The sequence below is a fragment of the Enterococcus moraviensis ATCC BAA-383 genome, assembly GCF_000407445.1.
Lineage (GTDB): Bacteria > Bacillota > Bacilli > Lactobacillales > Enterococcaceae > Enterococcus_L > Enterococcus_L moraviensis.
The window spans coordinates 264,737-281,556 of sequence record NZ_ASWB01000002.1 but is presented as its reverse complement, the minus strand read 5'-3'; the positions used below and the strand labels follow the sequence as shown (position 1 = coordinate 281,556).

General features: G+C 35.0%; 22 protein-coding genes. 3 read left to right on the top strand and 19 right to left on the bottom strand.

Going from position 1 to position 16,820, the window contains the following annotated elements; all coding sequences use genetic code 11:
* Positions 1–58: 58 nt before the first annotated feature.
* Positions 59–481, bottom strand: coding sequence for a 50S ribosomal protein L11 (gene rplK, locus I586_RS07380; RefSeq protein WP_010765779.1), 423 nt, complete (start codon positions 479–481; stop codon positions 59–61).
* A gap of 291 nt (positions 482–772) precedes the next feature.
* Between rplK and sdaAB the strand changes: the two genes are divergently transcribed.
* Positions 773–1,441 carry an L-serine ammonia-lyase, iron-sulfur-dependent subunit beta gene (gene sdaAB / locus I586_RS07375; RefSeq protein WP_010765780.1) on the top strand — a complete coding sequence of 223 codons (669 nt, stop codon included), beginning with the start codon at positions 773–775 and terminating at the stop codon, positions 1,439–1,441.
* 25 nt (positions 1,442–1,466) lie between these two features.
* Complete coding sequence (gene sdaAA, locus I586_RS07370) at positions 1,467–2,357, top strand: L-serine ammonia-lyase, iron-sulfur-dependent, subunit alpha (protein ID WP_010765781.1); 891 nt, start codon at positions 1,467–1,469, stop codon at positions 2,355–2,357.
* Positions 2,358–2,399: 42 nt separating this feature from the next.
* Here sdaAA and I586_RS07365 read toward each other — a convergent pair whose 3' ends face one another.
* From I586_RS07365 to rpmG, 11 genes are all read right to left on the bottom strand, one after another.
* Positions 2,400–2,846: a carboxymuconolactone decarboxylase family protein gene (locus tag I586_RS07365; protein WP_010765782.1), complete on the bottom strand. Its 447-nt coding sequence runs from the start codon at positions 2,844–2,846 to the stop codon at positions 2,400–2,402.
* A 169-nt stretch (positions 2,847–3,015) separates the two neighbouring features.
* Complete coding sequence (locus I586_RS07360) at positions 3,016–3,780, bottom strand: sigma-70 family RNA polymerase sigma factor (RefSeq protein ID WP_010765783.1); 765 nt, start codon at positions 3,778–3,780, stop codon at positions 3,016–3,018.
* 174 nt (positions 3,781–3,954) lie between these two features.
* Positions 3,955–4,854, bottom strand: coding sequence for a ribokinase (rbsK, locus tag I586_RS07355; protein ID WP_010765784.1), 900 nt, complete (start codon positions 4,852–4,854; stop codon positions 3,955–3,957).
* Between the two features lie 16 nt (positions 4,855–4,870).
* Positions 4,871–5,338, bottom strand: coding sequence for a GNAT family N-acetyltransferase (locus tag I586_RS07350; RefSeq protein WP_010765785.1), 468 nt, complete (start codon positions 5,336–5,338; stop codon positions 4,871–4,873).
* 44 nt (positions 5,339–5,382) lie between these two features.
* Positions 5,383–6,756, bottom strand: coding sequence for a C4-dicarboxylate transporter DcuC (dcuC, locus tag I586_RS07345; RefSeq protein WP_010765786.1), 1,374 nt, complete (start codon positions 6,754–6,756; stop codon positions 5,383–5,385).
* Between the two features lie 15 nt (positions 6,757–6,771).
* Positions 6,772–7,692 (bottom strand): ribonucleoside hydrolase RihC, encoded by a 921-nt coding sequence (gene rihC, locus I586_RS07340; RefSeq protein ID WP_010765787.1) that lies wholly within the window; start codon positions 7,690–7,692, stop codon positions 6,772–6,774.
* A 143-nt stretch (positions 7,693–7,835) separates the two neighbouring features.
* Positions 7,836–8,852 carry a LacI family DNA-binding transcriptional regulator gene (locus I586_RS07335; protein ID WP_010765788.1) on the bottom strand — a complete coding sequence of 339 codons (1,017 nt, stop codon included), beginning with the start codon at positions 8,850–8,852 and terminating at the stop codon, positions 7,836–7,838.
* A 35-nt stretch (positions 8,853–8,887) separates the two neighbouring features.
* Entirely contained in the window at positions 8,888–9,754 is an 867-nt protein-coding gene (locus I586_RS07330; RefSeq protein ID WP_010765789.1) for an alpha/beta fold hydrolase, read from the bottom strand.
* A gap of 89 nt (positions 9,755–9,843) precedes the next feature.
* Positions 9,844–10,389, bottom strand: a complete 546-nt coding sequence (gene nusG, locus I586_RS07325; RefSeq protein ID WP_010760566.1) for a transcription termination/antitermination protein NusG — start codon at positions 10,387–10,389, stop codon at positions 9,844–9,846.
* A gap of 172 nt (positions 10,390–10,561) precedes the next feature.
* On the bottom strand, positions 10,562–10,732 hold the full coding sequence (gene secE / locus I586_RS07320; protein ID WP_010760565.1) for a preprotein translocase subunit SecE: 171 nt from the start codon (positions 10,730–10,732) through the stop codon (positions 10,562–10,564).
* 17 nt (positions 10,733–10,749) lie between these two features.
* Positions 10,750–10,902, bottom strand: a complete 153-nt coding sequence (rpmG, locus tag I586_RS07315) for a 50S ribosomal protein L33 (RefSeq protein ID WP_010760564.1) — start codon at positions 10,900–10,902, stop codon at positions 10,750–10,752.
* A 148-nt stretch (positions 10,903–11,050) separates the two neighbouring features.
* Between rpmG and cbpA the strand changes: the two genes are divergently transcribed.
* Positions 11,051–11,695, top strand: coding sequence for a cyclic di-AMP binding protein CbpA (gene cbpA / locus I586_RS07310; protein WP_010765790.1), 645 nt, complete (start codon positions 11,051–11,053; stop codon positions 11,693–11,695).
* Between the two features lie 156 nt (positions 11,696–11,851).
* Here the strand turns inward: cbpA and murB are convergent, their stop codons facing one another.
* The 7 genes from murB to I586_RS07275 form a co-directional block, all read right to left on the bottom strand.
* On the bottom strand, positions 11,852–12,757 hold the full coding sequence (gene murB / locus I586_RS07305) for a UDP-N-acetylmuramate dehydrogenase (RefSeq protein ID WP_010765791.1): 906 nt from the start codon (positions 12,755–12,757) through the stop codon (positions 11,852–11,854).
* Positions 12,758–12,828: 71 nt separating this feature from the next.
* Positions 12,829–13,743: a Gfo/Idh/MocA family protein gene (locus tag I586_RS07300; RefSeq protein WP_010765792.1), complete on the bottom strand. Its 915-nt coding sequence runs from the start codon at positions 13,741–13,743 to the stop codon at positions 12,829–12,831.
* Positions 13,744–13,875: 132 nt separating this feature from the next.
* Positions 13,876–14,400 carry a hypothetical protein gene (locus tag I586_RS07295; protein ID WP_010765793.1) on the bottom strand — a complete coding sequence of 175 codons (525 nt, stop codon included), beginning with the start codon at positions 14,398–14,400 and terminating at the stop codon, positions 13,876–13,878.
* Positions 14,401–14,415: 15 nt separating this feature from the next.
* Positions 14,416–15,123: a hypothetical protein gene (locus I586_RS07290; protein WP_034702015.1), complete on the bottom strand. Its 708-nt coding sequence runs from the start codon at positions 15,121–15,123 to the stop codon at positions 14,416–14,418.
* Positions 15,116–15,544, bottom strand: a complete 429-nt coding sequence (locus I586_RS07285; RefSeq protein WP_010765795.1) for a hypothetical protein — start codon at positions 15,542–15,544, stop codon at positions 15,116–15,118. Before I586_RS07285 ends, I586_RS07290 begins: the two co-directional genes overlap by 8 nt.
* 126 nt (positions 15,545–15,670) lie before the next feature.
* On the bottom strand, positions 15,671–15,949 hold the full coding sequence (locus I586_RS17570; RefSeq protein ID WP_034702011.1) for a TipC family immunity protein: 279 nt from the start codon (positions 15,947–15,949) through the stop codon (positions 15,671–15,673).
* A gap of 374 nt (positions 15,950–16,323) precedes the next feature.
* Positions 16,324–16,764 (bottom strand): hypothetical protein, encoded by a 441-nt coding sequence (locus I586_RS07275; RefSeq protein WP_010765796.1) that lies wholly within the window; start codon positions 16,762–16,764, stop codon positions 16,324–16,326.
* Between the last annotated feature and the right edge of the window lie 56 nt (positions 16,765–16,820).

Here is a 16,820-nt window from a genome sequence, read left to right as displayed (position 1 = left end):
ATATCTTTGAATATGAAATAAACTGAGAAGCTACTTCTTTGGGGTCTGAGAATAAAAATTATCCTACAGTGATTCCCATGCTTCTTGCAGTTCCTTCAACCATGCGCATAGCCGCTTCAACGTCTGCTGCGTTTAGGTCTGCCATTTTAAGTTCAGCGATTTCTTTCACTTGATCTTTAGTAACATTCGCTACTTTAGTTTTGTTTGGCTCACCAGAACCTTTTTCGATTTTTGCAGCTTTTTTAAGTAATACTGCAGCTGGTGGTGTTTTTGTAATAAATGTAAATGAACGGTCTTCATATACAGAGATTACAACTGGAATGATTAAACCAGCTTGATCAGCTGTACGAGCGTTGAATTCTTTAGTGAATCCCATAATGTTGATACCCGCTTGACCTAATGCTGGACCTACTGGTGGAGCTGGTGTTGCTTTACCTGCAGGAATTTGCAATTTAACTAATTTTTCTACTTTTTTTGCCACGAGACATACCTCCTTGGGTCCGTGATGTGGTTAATTGGAGATGAAGATTTCTCCTCCCACGTCATTCTTTGAAGAATCAAAGAAAATCTGTATGCAAAAATGCACACTTAAACAGTATACTCTGCTTCTTGCGAAATTTCAATACCTTTCTATGTGGATTTTCGCTTTGAAATGAGAAAAAGATAAATTTTTCTCGCATTTTTATTGCAATTCTAGTTTCTTCCCTTTATTTATGATAGACTTTCGTTAGAAAAAATCCTGCTTCAAATTAAAGGGATAGGTGAATACAGAATGGAAAATTTACGTTATAAAAGTGTTTTTGACATCATCGGACCTGTCATGATCGGACCAAGTAGTTCACATACTGCTGGTGCTGCGCGCATTGGTAAAATTGTCCGAAGTATCTTTGGTGAGCAACCAGATACAGTCGATATTTACTTATATGAATCTTTTGCCAAAACATATCGCGGACATGGAACTGATATTGCCTTAGTAGGTGGTCTTTTAGACATGGAACCAGACGATGAACGCCTTGCGGATTCTTTAAAAATCGCTTATGAACAGAATATGGAAGTGTTATTTGTCCCACTTAAAGAAAAAGCTGAGCATCCAAACTCAGTTAAATTACTTGTGTCTAAGGGGGATCGAAAGCTTTCTGTTACAGGAATCTCAATTGGCGGTGGTAATATTCAAATTTCTGAATTAAATGGGTTTAAGATTTCTTTGACGATGGGCACCCCAACATTTATTATCGTACATCAAGATGTGCCTGGAATGATCGCTAAAGTGACGAACCTACTATCTGATACAAATATCAATATTGGAACAATGACGGTTACCCGTGAATCTAAGGGAGAAAAAGCCATCATGATCATTGAGATTGATCATGCTGATATCGGTGATATTACAATGAAATTAGTTCAAATCCCCCATATCTATAGTGTGAATTATTTTGATTAATCTAAATTAAAGGAGCAAATTTATTATGTTTCTATCAATAGAAGAATTAGTGCAACAGGCCGCTGATTTCCCATCCGTTTCTGAATTGATGATTGCAACAGAAATTGAAAACCATGGTCATAGCCGTGAACGAATCATTGAAACGATGGAACGAAATCTTGCCGTAATGAAGCAATCCATTGAAGAAGGCGTTGATGGTGTGACTTCTGTGACAGGGATCACTGGTGGCGATGCAACACGTCTTGATGACTATATTAAAACTGGCAATTTTTTAAGTGGAGAAACTATTTTAACTGCGGTTAGAAATGCGGTAGCCGTTAATGAAGTCAATGCAAATATGGGCTTGATTTGTGCAACACCTACCGCAGGAAGCGCGGGTGTAGTTCCAGGCGTTTTGATGGCGGCAATTGAAAAGTTGAAACTGACACACGCACAACAACTTGATTTCTTATTTACTGCTGGTGCTTTCGGTTTAGTGATTGCGAATAATTCCTCCATAAGTGGTGCTGAAGGCGGCTGTCAGGCGGAAGTTGGCTCGGCTAGTGCTATGGCTAGCGCAGCCCTTGTCTGTGCAGCTGGCGGTTCCCCTGATCAAGCTGCACAAGCAATTGCGATTACTCTCAAAAATATGATGGGCTTGATTTGCGATCCTGTAGCTGGACTTGTTGAAGTTCCTTGTGTCAAACGGAATGCATTAGGTTCTTCACAGGCGTTTATTTCTGCAGATATGGCCTTAGCTGGTATCCGCAGTGTGATACCACCTGATGAAGTTGTTGCTGCCATGTATCAAGTTGGTCGTCAAATGCCACAAATATTTAAGGAAACTGCTGAAGGCGGGCTAGCTGTAACACCTACTGCTCAGCATTTAGCAAAAGAACTTTTAGAAAACCAAACGGAACACCCTACTAAACCATAAAAACAAGCGTGAAACACGATCGTGTTTCACGCTTGTTTTTTATTAATCCACTTTCGGTTGTAATAATGTCGTAACTCCGATGCGGTTATAAAAATTGATAGTACCGATGAGTACTAAAAGCTCACCAATTTCTTTTTCACTATAATACTTTTGTAATTCTTGGTAAGTTTGATCACTTACTCCACCTTGATGAATTAGGGTAACTTCCTTTGTAAATGCAAGTACTGCACGTTCTTGTACAGTATAAAAAGCAGCTTCTTCCCATGCGGTCAATCCGATGATTCTTTGCATTTTTTCGCCTTTTGCTAGAGCATCTTTAGAATGCATATCAATGCAAAACACACACCCGTTTAATTGAGAAGCATAAATCTTGATCAATTCTTGCAACTGCTCACTAATGCTGCCTGACTTACCAATTTGATCTAATTCTGCAATTTTTTGATACGCGTCCTTATTTTCTTTTGGTAATAAAAATCGTGTTTTTGTCATTAAACTATCTCCTTTGATTACTATTTGTTGTTACACTTATTAAGACCAGTCAGCCTGACAAAACGTGACAGCTTTCATGAAATATTTTTTAATTTATCCGGATTATTGATAATGAAAATGTGCTGAACCTTATCTTTTTCTCGGTTTAGTCCAAAAAATAAAATACTTTTCAATTGATTTTTTTCTTTGATAAACAAGCAAGGTTGTTGATAGAGTTCAGACACGATACGTTCGTCGCCAAAAAATCGTGTGGCATAACCCCTTTCAAAAAGGCAAAGATGCGAGTTGGTCTGATCAACGTTCTCAATGGAGCACGACGTTTTTGACCTCCATCTATCGACATTTTCGCATCATCTGTCATAAAACTCAGAAGCGGGGTCAGATCACCTTTTTCGATACTTCTATTGAAAAGAGCAATGAATTTTTGGTTTTCTACATTGCTTGAAGCCTCCACCGAAATATCTGTATCTTGGATGGCTTTTTTTGCTCGACTTAATAATTTCCTGCTATTTTCAGGTGTGATACCCAACAACTCGCTTATTTCTTTATGAGAATAGTCGAAAACTTCTTTCATCAGAAAAACGACTCGTTCTTTCGGCGTTAATTGTTCTAATACAACTAATAAAGCATATGTAATTTTTTCTTTACCGATTAATGGATCTTCTGACTTTTCTATTTCTGGTTCTGGAATAAATGGGCCATAATACTCTATGCGTCTAACTTGAGCAGAGTTTAGATAGTTAATTGAACGATTGACAACTAGTTTTGATAGAAATGCTTTAGGATTCTTTATGGACTCATGCTTTTGTTCTAACCATTTTAGTTGAACCTCTTGTAAAATATCTTCTGCTTCTTCCCGTGAAAGGCATATTCGATATGCGATAGAATAGAGCAATGATTTAAAAGTATCAAAAATTAAAATGGCTTCATCCATGTTTTGCTTCCTCATTTCTAGTAATTCGTTTTATGGTCGTTAGATACTCATTATAATTGTTAGCAAGGATTGAGACAATGTAAGAATTGCCTCTACCCCTTTTTTATCTCACCTTATTCAAATAGAAAGGGACAAGAACATAACCCTAGAGCTATGTCCCTGTCCCTTGTTCTATCAAAAAGCGTTGATTTCTTCCAAAGTAGGCATTCCAGTTTGCGCACCTAGTTTTGTGATCGAAAGGGTTGCTCCTTTTCCAGCAAACTCGATTGCCTCTGAAACAGTCATTCCTTTTGCTAAACAAGCAGCCAAAATCCCATTAAATGTATCGCCCGCTCCAGTCGTGTCAACGATTGTTACTTTTTTTGCTGGAATGGTAACGACTTTATCCTCTGTTGTATAAGATATCCCATCACCACCACGGGTTACTATTAGCTGTGTGTCATTCGCTTTAGACCAATCCAGCATTTCCTTTTCAAATTGACCAGCTTCACCAATCGAATGGCCCAATAACCCTTCAAATTCTGTTTCATTTGGTGTAATGATATCGACGAATGGCAACATATCAATCACTTTTTCATTGTATGGAGCAGGATTTAAAATAGTGGTTGCACCATTTTTTTTTGCACGTTCCAGCCCATTTTTTACAGTTTCTGTCGGAATTTCCAGTTGTGTCAATAGAACATCTTTTGTAGTAAGTTTATTATTTAAATCATTATCTGCATTGTCCAATAACATATTTGCTCCTGGTAAAACAACGATTGCATTATCTTCTTTTAACTTAAAAATCGAAGCGACACCTGTAAAAATATTTTTTTCAGTGGTTACTGCACTGACATCGATTTGTTCATTTTCTAAGTGCTTATACACTTTTGAGCCAAACGTATCATCACCGATTTTTCCAATCAAAGAAACTGTAGCACCGACTCTTGAAGCAGCCACCGCTTGATTAGCACCCTTGCCGCCAACATAATAATCGATTGTCTCACCCAACAGTGTTTCTCCAACTTTTGGTAATCGATTGGTTTCCATAACCATATCCATATTGATACTTCCTAAAACTATTACTTTTTTCATCGCGGACTCTCCTTATTTATATTTTCTTCAAATACGTATAGAAAGAACCCAGATGTTCTCTTTCAATTTCAATGTACTCTGAAATTTTTTCAAAACCATGCTTTTTAAAAAAATGCTGCATTTTGACATTGGAGTGACTGGTACTTGAATAAATATGTTTTCCATTTTTTTCTTTTATATTATTTATTATATCATTCAATAAGTTTGATGCATAACCATTAGATAAATAATTTGGATTTGTAGCAATACGCCTTAATACATAACTATCTTGTGCTTTCCTCTCGACAGTTGCGACGGCTACTATGGTATGGTCAGCAACCAATTTATACAAGTGTTGTGCATAAATATCTTGTCGAACGATTTGGATAGTTGGATACGTCGGTGTCCATTGATAAACATTCGTTTGATTCATAAATTTTTTGGCTGCTTCAAACAAGTCATTGATCTCTTTATCGTCTTTTAATTCCGCTAACATTATTTCCATATACAATCATCTCCGAAAGTACAAATTGCCTCTTGCAACATTTGTTAATACGGTAGTAAAAGAATAGATAAAACGACCACACAAATAATTCCTATGATAGTTGGAACACTGGTTCTTTTTAAAATTCGAACTGGGCTTACCCCAACCGTTGAAGCTACAATCATTACAACCGCTGCTACAGGTGAAATAGTTCTAGCCAAGTTTGCAATCATTTGCATTGGTAAAGATATCAAAATACCATCAATTCCAGCCTTAGTAGCTATATCAGGAATCAACTCAATTACTGCGTAAAACATCGCTAGCCCACCGCCACTTAAAATACCAAAGACTGTCGTTGCGCCACTGAAAATCAAAGTTGTTACTAACCCAGCAGAAACAGATGATTCAACTGAAGCCATGATATTATCAATGATTCCTAAAGACTGAATAGCTGTTGTGAACAAGGAACCACCAACTACCAACATAACAACTTGGCTAAAGCCTTGTCCCATCCCTTTAAACATTTCCGCTGCTGAATCTTGAATTTTCTTGTATGATTTATAGCGAATCGTTTCAAATGCAACTGCAACGAAAAATGATATAAAGGTCAGTACAAAAATATCCATTTGGATTCCTTTAACAAATATCCCTGTGATACCAACGATTAAAATTAAAACCAATGGCAACAATGGTAATAATGCATATATTTTTGGTGTATCCGATTCTTCTTTTTTTACTAAACCATCATCTTCAATTGTAACAAAAGCTGAAGCTCCTTCTTTTTTGTCACAATATTTTTGCCAAAAGTAGTGCGCTAACGCCATGATCAATAATGTTGGAATAGAAATACGGGCGTTCCATGCAACATATGTCAAAAGATCATATCCTAAAGTTTCTGCTGCAATCACATTATCGGCTCCAAGTGGAGTTGGCATGATCGTTGCTGTCATGGCTATCACTCCAGCAGCTGTTAATGACGAAATGCCCATGCTTGATAACATGGGATATAAAATCGCCATCAAAATAATTGCCAAACTAGATGCACTCGGTACAACTAAAGACATTAAGTTACCTACTAAGAAAACTAGCGGAACAAATAGTGCTTTTGATTTGATTTTTTGCAAAGGTTTTACCAATATATTTACCGCTACTTGATTTGCACCAATTACATTCATATACCCTGAGTAACCAAATAAAATCATAATCACGATTCCGGCCGAGCTCACTTGAGCAATGATCGTATCTTTAAATTTCAAGAAAATATCAAAGAAAGCTAAACCAGTTCCCTCACCATCAGGATAAAGTGGATGTCCTAATAAAACCGCAAATAGTAACAAAATCAGTGCTCCACTGATCAAACTAAGAGCTGGGTGATAATTTTTAATAATCAAATAGGCAACAAGTGCTAAAACAACTAATACTAATAATGACTCAATCATAGTATGCTCCTTTTTTTAATTTATTTTTTGTAAATTTGAAACAACCCAATTTTGGAACTCTGGAATATCGATATCTAAACAAACTTTTGCATTCGTAGAGTCATGATATTTCATTTTTAGATCAGCAACTGTTGCGCCTGCTGCCGGTCCATCTAATGCGACTTCAACAAATGTTTCTTGAACCGTAAATAGTGAAGGATCTGTCAAGTAGGCAATAGCACAAACATCATGCATTTTTAATCCAGTCTGTAAACTACCACCTCGATAATGTTGGAATAAAGAATAAAACATGTTGCCGACTTCTCCAAACTCTTTGATTTTTTCTGTTTCATTTTTTGTCAGCACTGCAGTACTCGTCACATCCAGACCAACCATTACGATTGGAATACCTGATTGAAAAACAATTTGGGCAGCATGTGGATCGACATATGTGTTAAATTCAGCACTTGTATTTGTATTTCCTCTAGATAGCGAACCACCCATCATAACGATTTCTTGAATATTTTGCTTTGTTTCTGGATACAGGCTTAAAAGTAACGCAATATTCGTTAAAGCTGCGATAGGCACCAGTGTTATTGGCTCTGAACTAGAAAGAATACATTCTTTCATTGCTTCTACAGCATGGATATCAAGCGCTTTCAACGAAGTTTTTGGAAAATCATAACCGTCCATTCCGCTTTCACCATGAATTTCTGCTGAATCTTCAAGCTGGATCAACAATGGTTTGTCACACCCTTTAGCAACTGGGACTTGTTTCCCAAAAAAAGCTACCAATTTCAAGGTGTTATCCGTCGTTTTGTTTACGTTTACATTACCTGCTACTGTTGTTAATAACCTAACTTCTAACGCAGGGTGATTAAGGGCGATAGATAACGCTACTGCATCGTCAATACCAGGGTCTGTGTCGATAATAATGGCTCGTTTTTCTTTTAACATAAGTTCTTCCTCCTTTTAAGGTTAAGCGCATTACCAAAAGGATATAAAAAAATACCTTTTCATTAATGAAAAAAGTATTTTAAGATTAATCGCTTAACCTATCTGTTTATTATGATAGCGCTTTACTCCTGTTTAGTCAACACCTATTTTAATTTTTTAACACTTTCACCTTCGATTAGGATTGGTTTTAAAACAATCGTTTCTGTTTTTTTCTTTTTCATTGTAAGCATGCTCTTTAGCAAAGCCACAGCTTGATCTGTTAAAGAGGAACTGTCTTGTTCAACAGTTGCTAAGGAAACTTCTAAAATATCTGCTATTTCCAAATGGTCATATCCAATGATCGAAAGTTCTTTTGGAATTGACTTTCCACTGATTGCAGCTTGCTTCAAAACACCAAAAGCAACCATATCATTTGATGTGAGTACCGCTGTCACACCGTTTAGCGAAAAAAGTTCTTTTGCCTTCTCCATGCCATATTGAAAACGATAACCTGTCTCAATGATATACTCTTCTCTATATTCTATGTCGTATTTTTGAAGGGCTTGTTGGTATCCTTTGATTCGATCTAGCGTGCTTGGGACTTTAAAATCCCCCGTCATAAAAGCGATATTTCGGTGGCCATTTTCAAGAAGATACTCTGTTGAAAGTCGCCCCCCTGCTTGACTGTCAAAGTATACTTGATTGATATCGGAAAAAGAAACATGTCGATCAACCAAAACAAACGGTGCATCAATTTCTCTCAAGAAATGCTCTTGCTCTTCTTTGGATGAAAATGACTCATTCGATAAAGCGATGACCAAACCGTCAACACCGCGATTTAGCAGCATTTGAATTAGATTTTTTTCCACCGTAAAATCATCATTGGAATTAACGATAATAGTTAAATAACCCAACGCTCTAAATTGTTCTTCTAATTGTTTACAAAGTTTTGAAAAGAATGGATTTTCAATGTCAGGAATCACAATACCAATAGTCTGGGAAGCATTTTTAGCAAGACTTTGAGCCGCAATATTAGGAACATAGTTTAATTCTTTTGCGATTGCTTTTATTTCTTGCTTCTTTTTTTCAGAAATTCTAGATGGTTTATCATTTAAAACCAACGAAACCGCCGCTTCAGATACATTGGCCATTTTAGCAATGTCTTTCATTCTGATTTTCATGACTTTCTCCTTATCAATATGCTTTTTTTAGTTGCTTATTCCCATAAAAAATCTGCGACAAGTTGATCGACGTCTTTATTTTCGTGTAGTTGGCTGTGTTGAGCTAATTTTCCGTAAAAGATTTTATCTTGTACCTGATTGCCATGTTTTTTCAGTAAAGAGACAACACTTAAAGCGTCTGCCACAGAAACTGTTTTGTCACTTGAACTACCGTCTTCTACATCCCCAGCAATAATCAGGACATCCATGTCTTTGGATACTTTATTCATTCCGTTGACATACTCAGTGTAACGTTCACTTTGAACATCAGGTCCATCATTAAGAACATCGTCGATCGTCTCTCCGTCCGATAATTCCATGAAATTATTAAACGGTGCTGCTATGCTAATAAATTTATTGATTTTTGGTAAACGTTCATCCTCTCCAAATGAAGTCATATAGCGTAAAGAGCTCACACCACCCATTGAATGTCCTACCAAATTCACTTCTGTTATGTCATATTTATCTTGAATATAAACCAAACAATTTTTGAGCCATTGTGCTTGATTCCATTCAGTATTTTTATTATCTTCAAAAATAATCTGAATACTTGGATTATCTTCTTTTCCTGTCAGTTCTCCGTCTGCTTTGACTTCTCCCTTAGCATTGACAGTTAGAACTAATTCTTTCTGAGTCTGATCATTTTCTGACAGTCTATCGATCATCCGACCAAAAGAATAGCTACCACCACCATAACCATGAATAAACAATGTCGGAACGGATGATTTTTGCGTTATTTCACTTATTACTGAGTTTGTAGTAGTTTGTTGACTTTCGTTTTGTGCTACTTTTTTACTAGTACAAGCCGCTAAAAACAACAAGATACAGACCGTTACCAGCAAATAATACGTTCTATTTTTCATTTTAACACCTCTTCAATTATCCTTATAGTAAGAAGAGAGCAGGACAAAACTATGGTTAGTTTTGTTCCACGCTCTCATTCTTCCAACTTCTATTGAATTGAATCTACTTGTTCAAAATCTAGCTCTGTACTTGTTTCGCGACCAAACATGTCGATATTAACTTTTAATTTTTGACGTTCTTCATCCACTTCCGTTACTTCACCTTCAAGACCAGAAAACGCACCTTCAATAATACGAACTGTATCGCCAAGTGCGACATCTAAATCAGATTGGCGTGTACTCATGCCGATTGAACGCAAGATATGATTAATCTCCTCTTGTAGTAATGGAGCAGGCTTGCTTCCAGCACCGTGTGAACCAACAAATCCTGTAACGCCTGGTGTATTACGTACTACATACCAAGAATCATCTGTCATCGTCATCTCCACTAACACGTAACCTGGGAATGTTTTATGAACGATTTCTTTTGATTTACCATTTTTTACTTCTGTTTCTGTTTCTTCTGGAACAACTACACGAAAAATAAAATCTCCCATGCCCATGCTTTGTGCGCGTGATTCGATGTTCGCCTTTACTTTGTTTTCGTAACCTGAGTATGTATGTAATACATACCAATTTTTTTCAAATGATTCCATTTTTGATTCGGCTCCTTTGGGTTTTATAGTTAATAAAACGATTAATTAAAAACAACAATTTTTGACTTGTCGTTTGTTTTCTTTTTTATGTGAAAATAAAAAAACCTCAGTTCCCCGAAGTTTTTCCTCACTTGCTATTATAGCACTATTTGTATTGAAATACTAGTTTGAATTATTTAAGAATCCATCCAAATGCTGTTTGGATCACAGTATCCATTACAAAGAATAATGCTGCAAAAAGAATTGATGTTTCGATAACTACCAACGTGTCTTTGCGTAATTGTTTTTTTGATGGCCAAGAAACTTGTTTCATCTCATCTTTAACACTACGTAAAAATTTCATATAAACTCCTCCAATATCTATTTCGTCTCTTTATGTAACGTGTATTTTTGACAGTATTTACAGAATTTTTTGATTTCTAACCGCTCTCCACGTTTTCCTTCACTGACGGCTTTAGAATAGTTTCTGGAGCCACAATCTGAACAAGCAAGTGCTGATTTTTTTGTTGCCATTGTTCAACCTCCTCTATTCACAAATTTACTCAATAACATTATCATTCTTTTGGCAAAATGTCAATGGATACTCAATAAACTATGGTTTTCTTTCAAATTATGTTATCATTACCTTGTCAGACGAATTTAACCTACGGGAGGTCAAAATATGTTATTAAAATCCGTTGTTATCAAAAAGAAAAATCTTACAACTGTTAATGAATCTTGTACTTTGGAAGAGGCGTTGACAATCCTTGAAGATTCCGGGTATCGTTGTGTACCGATCTTAGATGAATCGGAAAAGATTTTTAGAGGAAATATTTATAAAATGCATATCTACCGCCATAAAGCGAATGGTGGAGACATGACTTTACCGGTTACTTATTTACTAAAAAATGCAACAAAATTCATTTTCGTAAACACTTCATTCTTCAAAGTTTTCTTTACGATCAAGGAACTACCTTACATTGCTGTGTTGGATGAAAATAATTATTTTTATGGGATTTTAACTCATAGTACGTTATTGAATATCCTTGCCCAATCTTGGAATATTCAGCGTGGTAGCTATGTTTTGACAATCGCTACAACAGGTAAACAAGGGGATTTAGCTGCTATGACGAAGATCATTGCAAAACACAGTAGTATCGCCAGTTGTATTACACTGGATATCGGTGAGGACGAATTTATCCGTCGCACTTTGATCACTTTACCTGCTGAAACAACAGAGGAAACTTGTGCAGTTATCGTTGAAAATTTAGAACGTAAAAATCTTAAAGTAGTTGAGATTGAAGACTTACAAGCAACGGCTGAATAAAAATAAACAAAAGAGATAATACGCAATGCGTATTATCTCTTTTGTTTATTTCGCTATATAATTCCCTGCAACAACAGGATCTCCAACAATAAATAATGATCAACCCATCAAAAAAACCAAGCTAGGTTTAAATGCCTAGCTTGGTTGTTTTAATACTTATTTTTTTTCTTCCCCAATAATGCGTACTTCTGTCTCCAATACAACATCAAATTTTTCTTTAATAACTTGTTGAATATGGGCAATTAGTTCCACATAATCAGTCGCCGTAGCGTGATCGATATTCACGATAAATCCCGCATGTTTTTCTGAGATTTGAGCGCCGCCCCATTTCAACCCTTGTAAACCAGCATCCTGGATCAACTTACCGGTAAAATGACCTTCTGGTCGTTTAAAGACACTACCACAAGATGGATACTCTAAAGGTTGTTTGGATTCTCTAAGTTCTGTTAATTCGTCCATTTGGCTCTTAATTACACTATGTTCTCCCTTTTTTAGAGAGAAAGTCGCTTCTAACACAATACAATGCATGCTCTGAATTGCGCTATGACGGTATGAAAACTGCATCTCTTCATTCTTCAAGGTTTTGATGGTTCCATCTTCTAGCAAAACTTCTACACTTGTAAAGACGTCTTTGATTTCTCCACCGTAAGCTCCAGCATTCATATAAACTGCTCCACCGATACTTCCTGGAATGCCACAAGCAAATTCAAAGCCTGTCAAATCATGATCCAAAGCCACATAAGTTGTGTCGATCAATTTCGCTCCAGCTTCAACAACGATTTGCGTTTTAGATACAGAAATTTGCTTCATGTTTTCCAACATGATCACCATTCCCCTGATTCCTCCATCACGTACAATTAAATTACTGGCATTACCTAAAACAAGCCAAGGGATATCGTGGCTTCTACAGTATTCGACCAAAATAGTCACTTCAGCCTTCGATTTTGGAAAAGCTAAAACATCTGCAGGTCCCCCCGTTTTAGTAAAAGTAAAATTCATCAAAGGTTCATCAAACAGTAAGGTTATATCCGTTAATTCATTCATCATTTCAATTTTATTCATCGAAAGTCGTTCCTTTCTTTCAAACATCCTTTTTATTCTAGCATGTCAAAGAGAAACTTTCTAGTCCGACTCTATAAAATATGCTCTTGATGTTTGCGTATCATCTGTGCACATAATTCATGACTAGTGAAAATCTTTTCTTGTCTTAATTGCGTTCCATCATTTGTTTGAACTGCTTGAATAAATTTTTTCACCATTTGTTCAAAGCCACGTTTTTCAAGTGTAGTTGTCCAATCACCAAAGCTTTTTTGTTGGGTTGATATCTGATTTTGAATTGTTAAATCCGTTAAGTTTTCTAATACTAATGTTCCTTCTGGACTTGTTAGTTGATACGTTTCTGTATTTGCCCCAGCGTAGAGATTCATTGAGGCAATTGCTGTTGTGGTTTCTGTTTCTACTTGAAGAATTGCTCTCTTTAAAACACCATTTTCCTCAATGATTTTCGTTTGAACGTGTCGAATGTCGTCATCTAAAAGATAAACAAGTGTATCTGCAACATGTAAAAATAAATCGTAGATCACAAAATTAACTGTAGATTCTGATGCTATTCTGTTTTTTTGTATCAACAACATATTTTTATTTTCAACTGCTTTTAATTCGTCTACAAATGGCGCAAAACGTCGATTGAATCCTACCATTAAAAGTAGGTTTTTTTCAGCTGCTAGCTTTTGAATTTCTTTAACTTCTGATAACTCTTCGCTTAACGGTTTATCGACGAAAACGTGGATGCCCGCTGTTAATAGTTGTTTGACTAGTTGACCATGCACTTTGGTTGCCGCATGGACAAAACAAGCTGATATTCCGGCTTGAATCAATTCTTCTGTAGAGGACACCATCTCATTAAAGCCATATTTCTCACTGATTTCTTTGCGTGTTTGTTCATTTCGGGTGGATAATAGAAACGTTGCTTGGTCTCTTAATTGAGAGTATACAGGTAGATATGCTTTTTGTGCGATATTTCCTAAGCCGATGATTCCGATTTTCATATGATTCCCTCACAATCAATAGTTGATAAAATTATTATACTATTGATTGTGAGGAATTGTCTGAAATTAAAGCACTTTATGATAAAACCAACTTGAGATTACGATTCTATTTCTGCACTCCCCTAGTTCCATTTAAAGATTAATTTCTTTGTTCTCAATTATATTAAGAGATAGTTCATCACTCATTAAAATTCCAACAGGTTCTGTGAATTTATTGATATCTGTGCAAAAAAATACTTCCTCATCTTCTCTTTTTTGATGGAAACGAATAGTTAGAATATCGTCATTATAACTAAATAAATAGGCGATTTTGTAGTTTGTTAAAGTCAATAATCTGTTATTTAAGCATTGCACATATAGTAGTCCGATTTTATACTGTTCAATTACATTCAAAGGACTATCAAAGAAATCAATCATTCGACATTCAGTATTAACAAATTCATATCCTGCCAGACTTCCCGATGAAGAGACACCTCTTAAAAACTGTTCCTCTGTTATATTAGTTTTTTCATTAGAAAGTATTAAACAATCATATAGTTTCTCTATTGAGATAGTAAGGAATTCTTGCATTTCCTTTATCGATATACTAATCTTTTCATCATTACTTTTCTCGTTTACATTTTCTATTATTTTCATCATTGCTTTGTTTGCTTTCATTTTATTCTCCAAAATCTAGTTTTCTATTCGCTTTGTCAGACTAATTCCTAATGTATTTTCAAAATAAACTTTCCGTCCTAAATCGGTGAATTCTATGCTATTTTCAGCTAAGTTCTCCCACTCAATATCATCTATTAATTCAATAATTTCATAATCATCCTTTGGTATCTTTTTAACTGCTATAATATAATCTGAATCCATTAAAAACTTTACGGCTTTTTCTACATTTTCTTTCCCATATTCCTCTATAGCCATAGTCAAATCAATATCACCTGAATGAATATCAACCAAAAAATATTGTATGGAAGTTGCTATTTTTCTTTCGAAATACAACTGTTTAGTTAAAATACAAAAACAATGTGCTTCGTCCCATGTATCATAATAAACAGCTATCAACTTATCAGATAATAACTCAAGCTCAATTATTCGTTCATTTTCTTGGATATGCCATGACAGTTTTCTTCCTATTTCCACTTGCGGAGTAGACCATTCTTCATCTACTATAGAATTTAAAGCTTGATCTACATGCATAAAATCTAATTTGTCTTCTGATTCCATTGAACATATAAAAAAAGTTTCATCTTCTAATTGAGTAGCCAATAGATTCATTTCTTCAATTACTTTCTTATAAGTAAAAGGCTTCTCGTTTAGTACATCCTCCAATGAAATATTGACTACATGATCTACTTCAACTTTTTTCAAATAATGTTTCCAACTATTCATGACTTCCCCCGCTTTCACAAATGTATAGATAACGAGACCAAACATCTTCATCCTCATTGAAAACAACATAGTTATCATAACTTTCTCTAGGAGTTAATTGATACATCACGTTGTTTGGATCATTAGGATCAAAGACAGTTGATTCACTCAAAACCACTAATGGAGGTTCTAGACTATTGTCTACCAAATTCCAAAATTGTTCTCCCCATTTTTGAAACTTTTTAGAAGTACCGCAGTTTATTCTTATAAAAATTTTTGCACTAAGATTTCTTTTTCTAAGAGAATCTTCAATCTCATTCATAATTGAAACGCAATCAAAATAAGTAAATAATTCTTTATTGATAAAAAAGTCTAAATGTTCAGAAATCACAGTATTATTATCAATTAACCATTCTTCAACAAATCCTTCAATTTTATCCAAATGCCCATCCCCTTTCTACTTACTTTTTTGGAATTCCCCAGCCTATTTTTTTCAACCATTTCATAATGTCACTCGTAAGTTTAGATGGTTTTCCACTTGAATTATGTCCCCATGTCCCATCTCTATTTAGAGTCCAACTACAAAATATATACTTCTAACTAATTCACTTTTCCCCACACAATAGCGATTGTAGAATCTAATAGAAACAGACTCGGATAAGACATAACCAAAACTAATATTCATTCTTTTTTCAGAAAAAAAACTAAGAGACATATTTGTCATGTTAGCTGGCAATGACTTTTTATCATATTTTTCACTAACAGGAAATTCCTCGTCAAAAGTATCTGCTCTATTCCAGTTCTCTATACCATCAACTTTCCCTAAGGAAACATTTCCTCTACCCAAAAAAGACGTATTAATTGCTCCACGTTCATCATAAACATTTTTTTATTGTTAAATATTGACTGATCCTAAAATATACAGGGACAATTATAAGAATACATAAAATTACAGTAAACACTAACCAGATTCTTTTTTGTTTCACCCATCAATTTCCTTTACTTTACATAATTTTGATAATTATTTTGGCTTTCTTCAAGACTCCTAATGAAGTTATATGATGCTGGATAGTGTTTCTTTAAATAACTCATCGAAATAGAATTAAAAAAACAGCTAAAAAAATACGATAACTATAAAATTGTTTTTTGTACTCAATTCAAAGAATAGTCTCTCAACCGAACTAAGTTTCATTACTAATAAAGTACCCCCACTGGTTCTTCTTATGAATTGGGATCAGCTAGCCAGAATTCACCGTCCCTTTTTTGATGAAAACGTACTGTTAAAGTTTGATTATCATAGCTAAAAATGAATACGATACTTTTATCAGATAGGTTTTTAATCCTTTCTAATACGTTCTGCATCCATGATTTGGCGATATAAAACTGCTCAGCAGTAGTTGAGTGTTGGTAAGGAAAAAAATCAATGATACGAATTCCAGTATTTGAAGCTTCATATCCAGTTTTATCTCCATAATTAGTTAATAAATTAGCAAAATTTTTCTTAATTACATTTAGTTCTTCCTTTTCAAGAATAAGACAGTCATAGACTTTTTGAATTCTAACATTAAAAAAATTCTGAACACTAATATAATCTGTATGAATTGGTAACTTTTTTATTTTTTCTGATTCTTGTTGAATTTGTTTTAATTTACTATTTTGCATATCAGAAAGCACTCCTTGTATCATTCAAACAAACCATCAAAATAAAAAATCTCTCT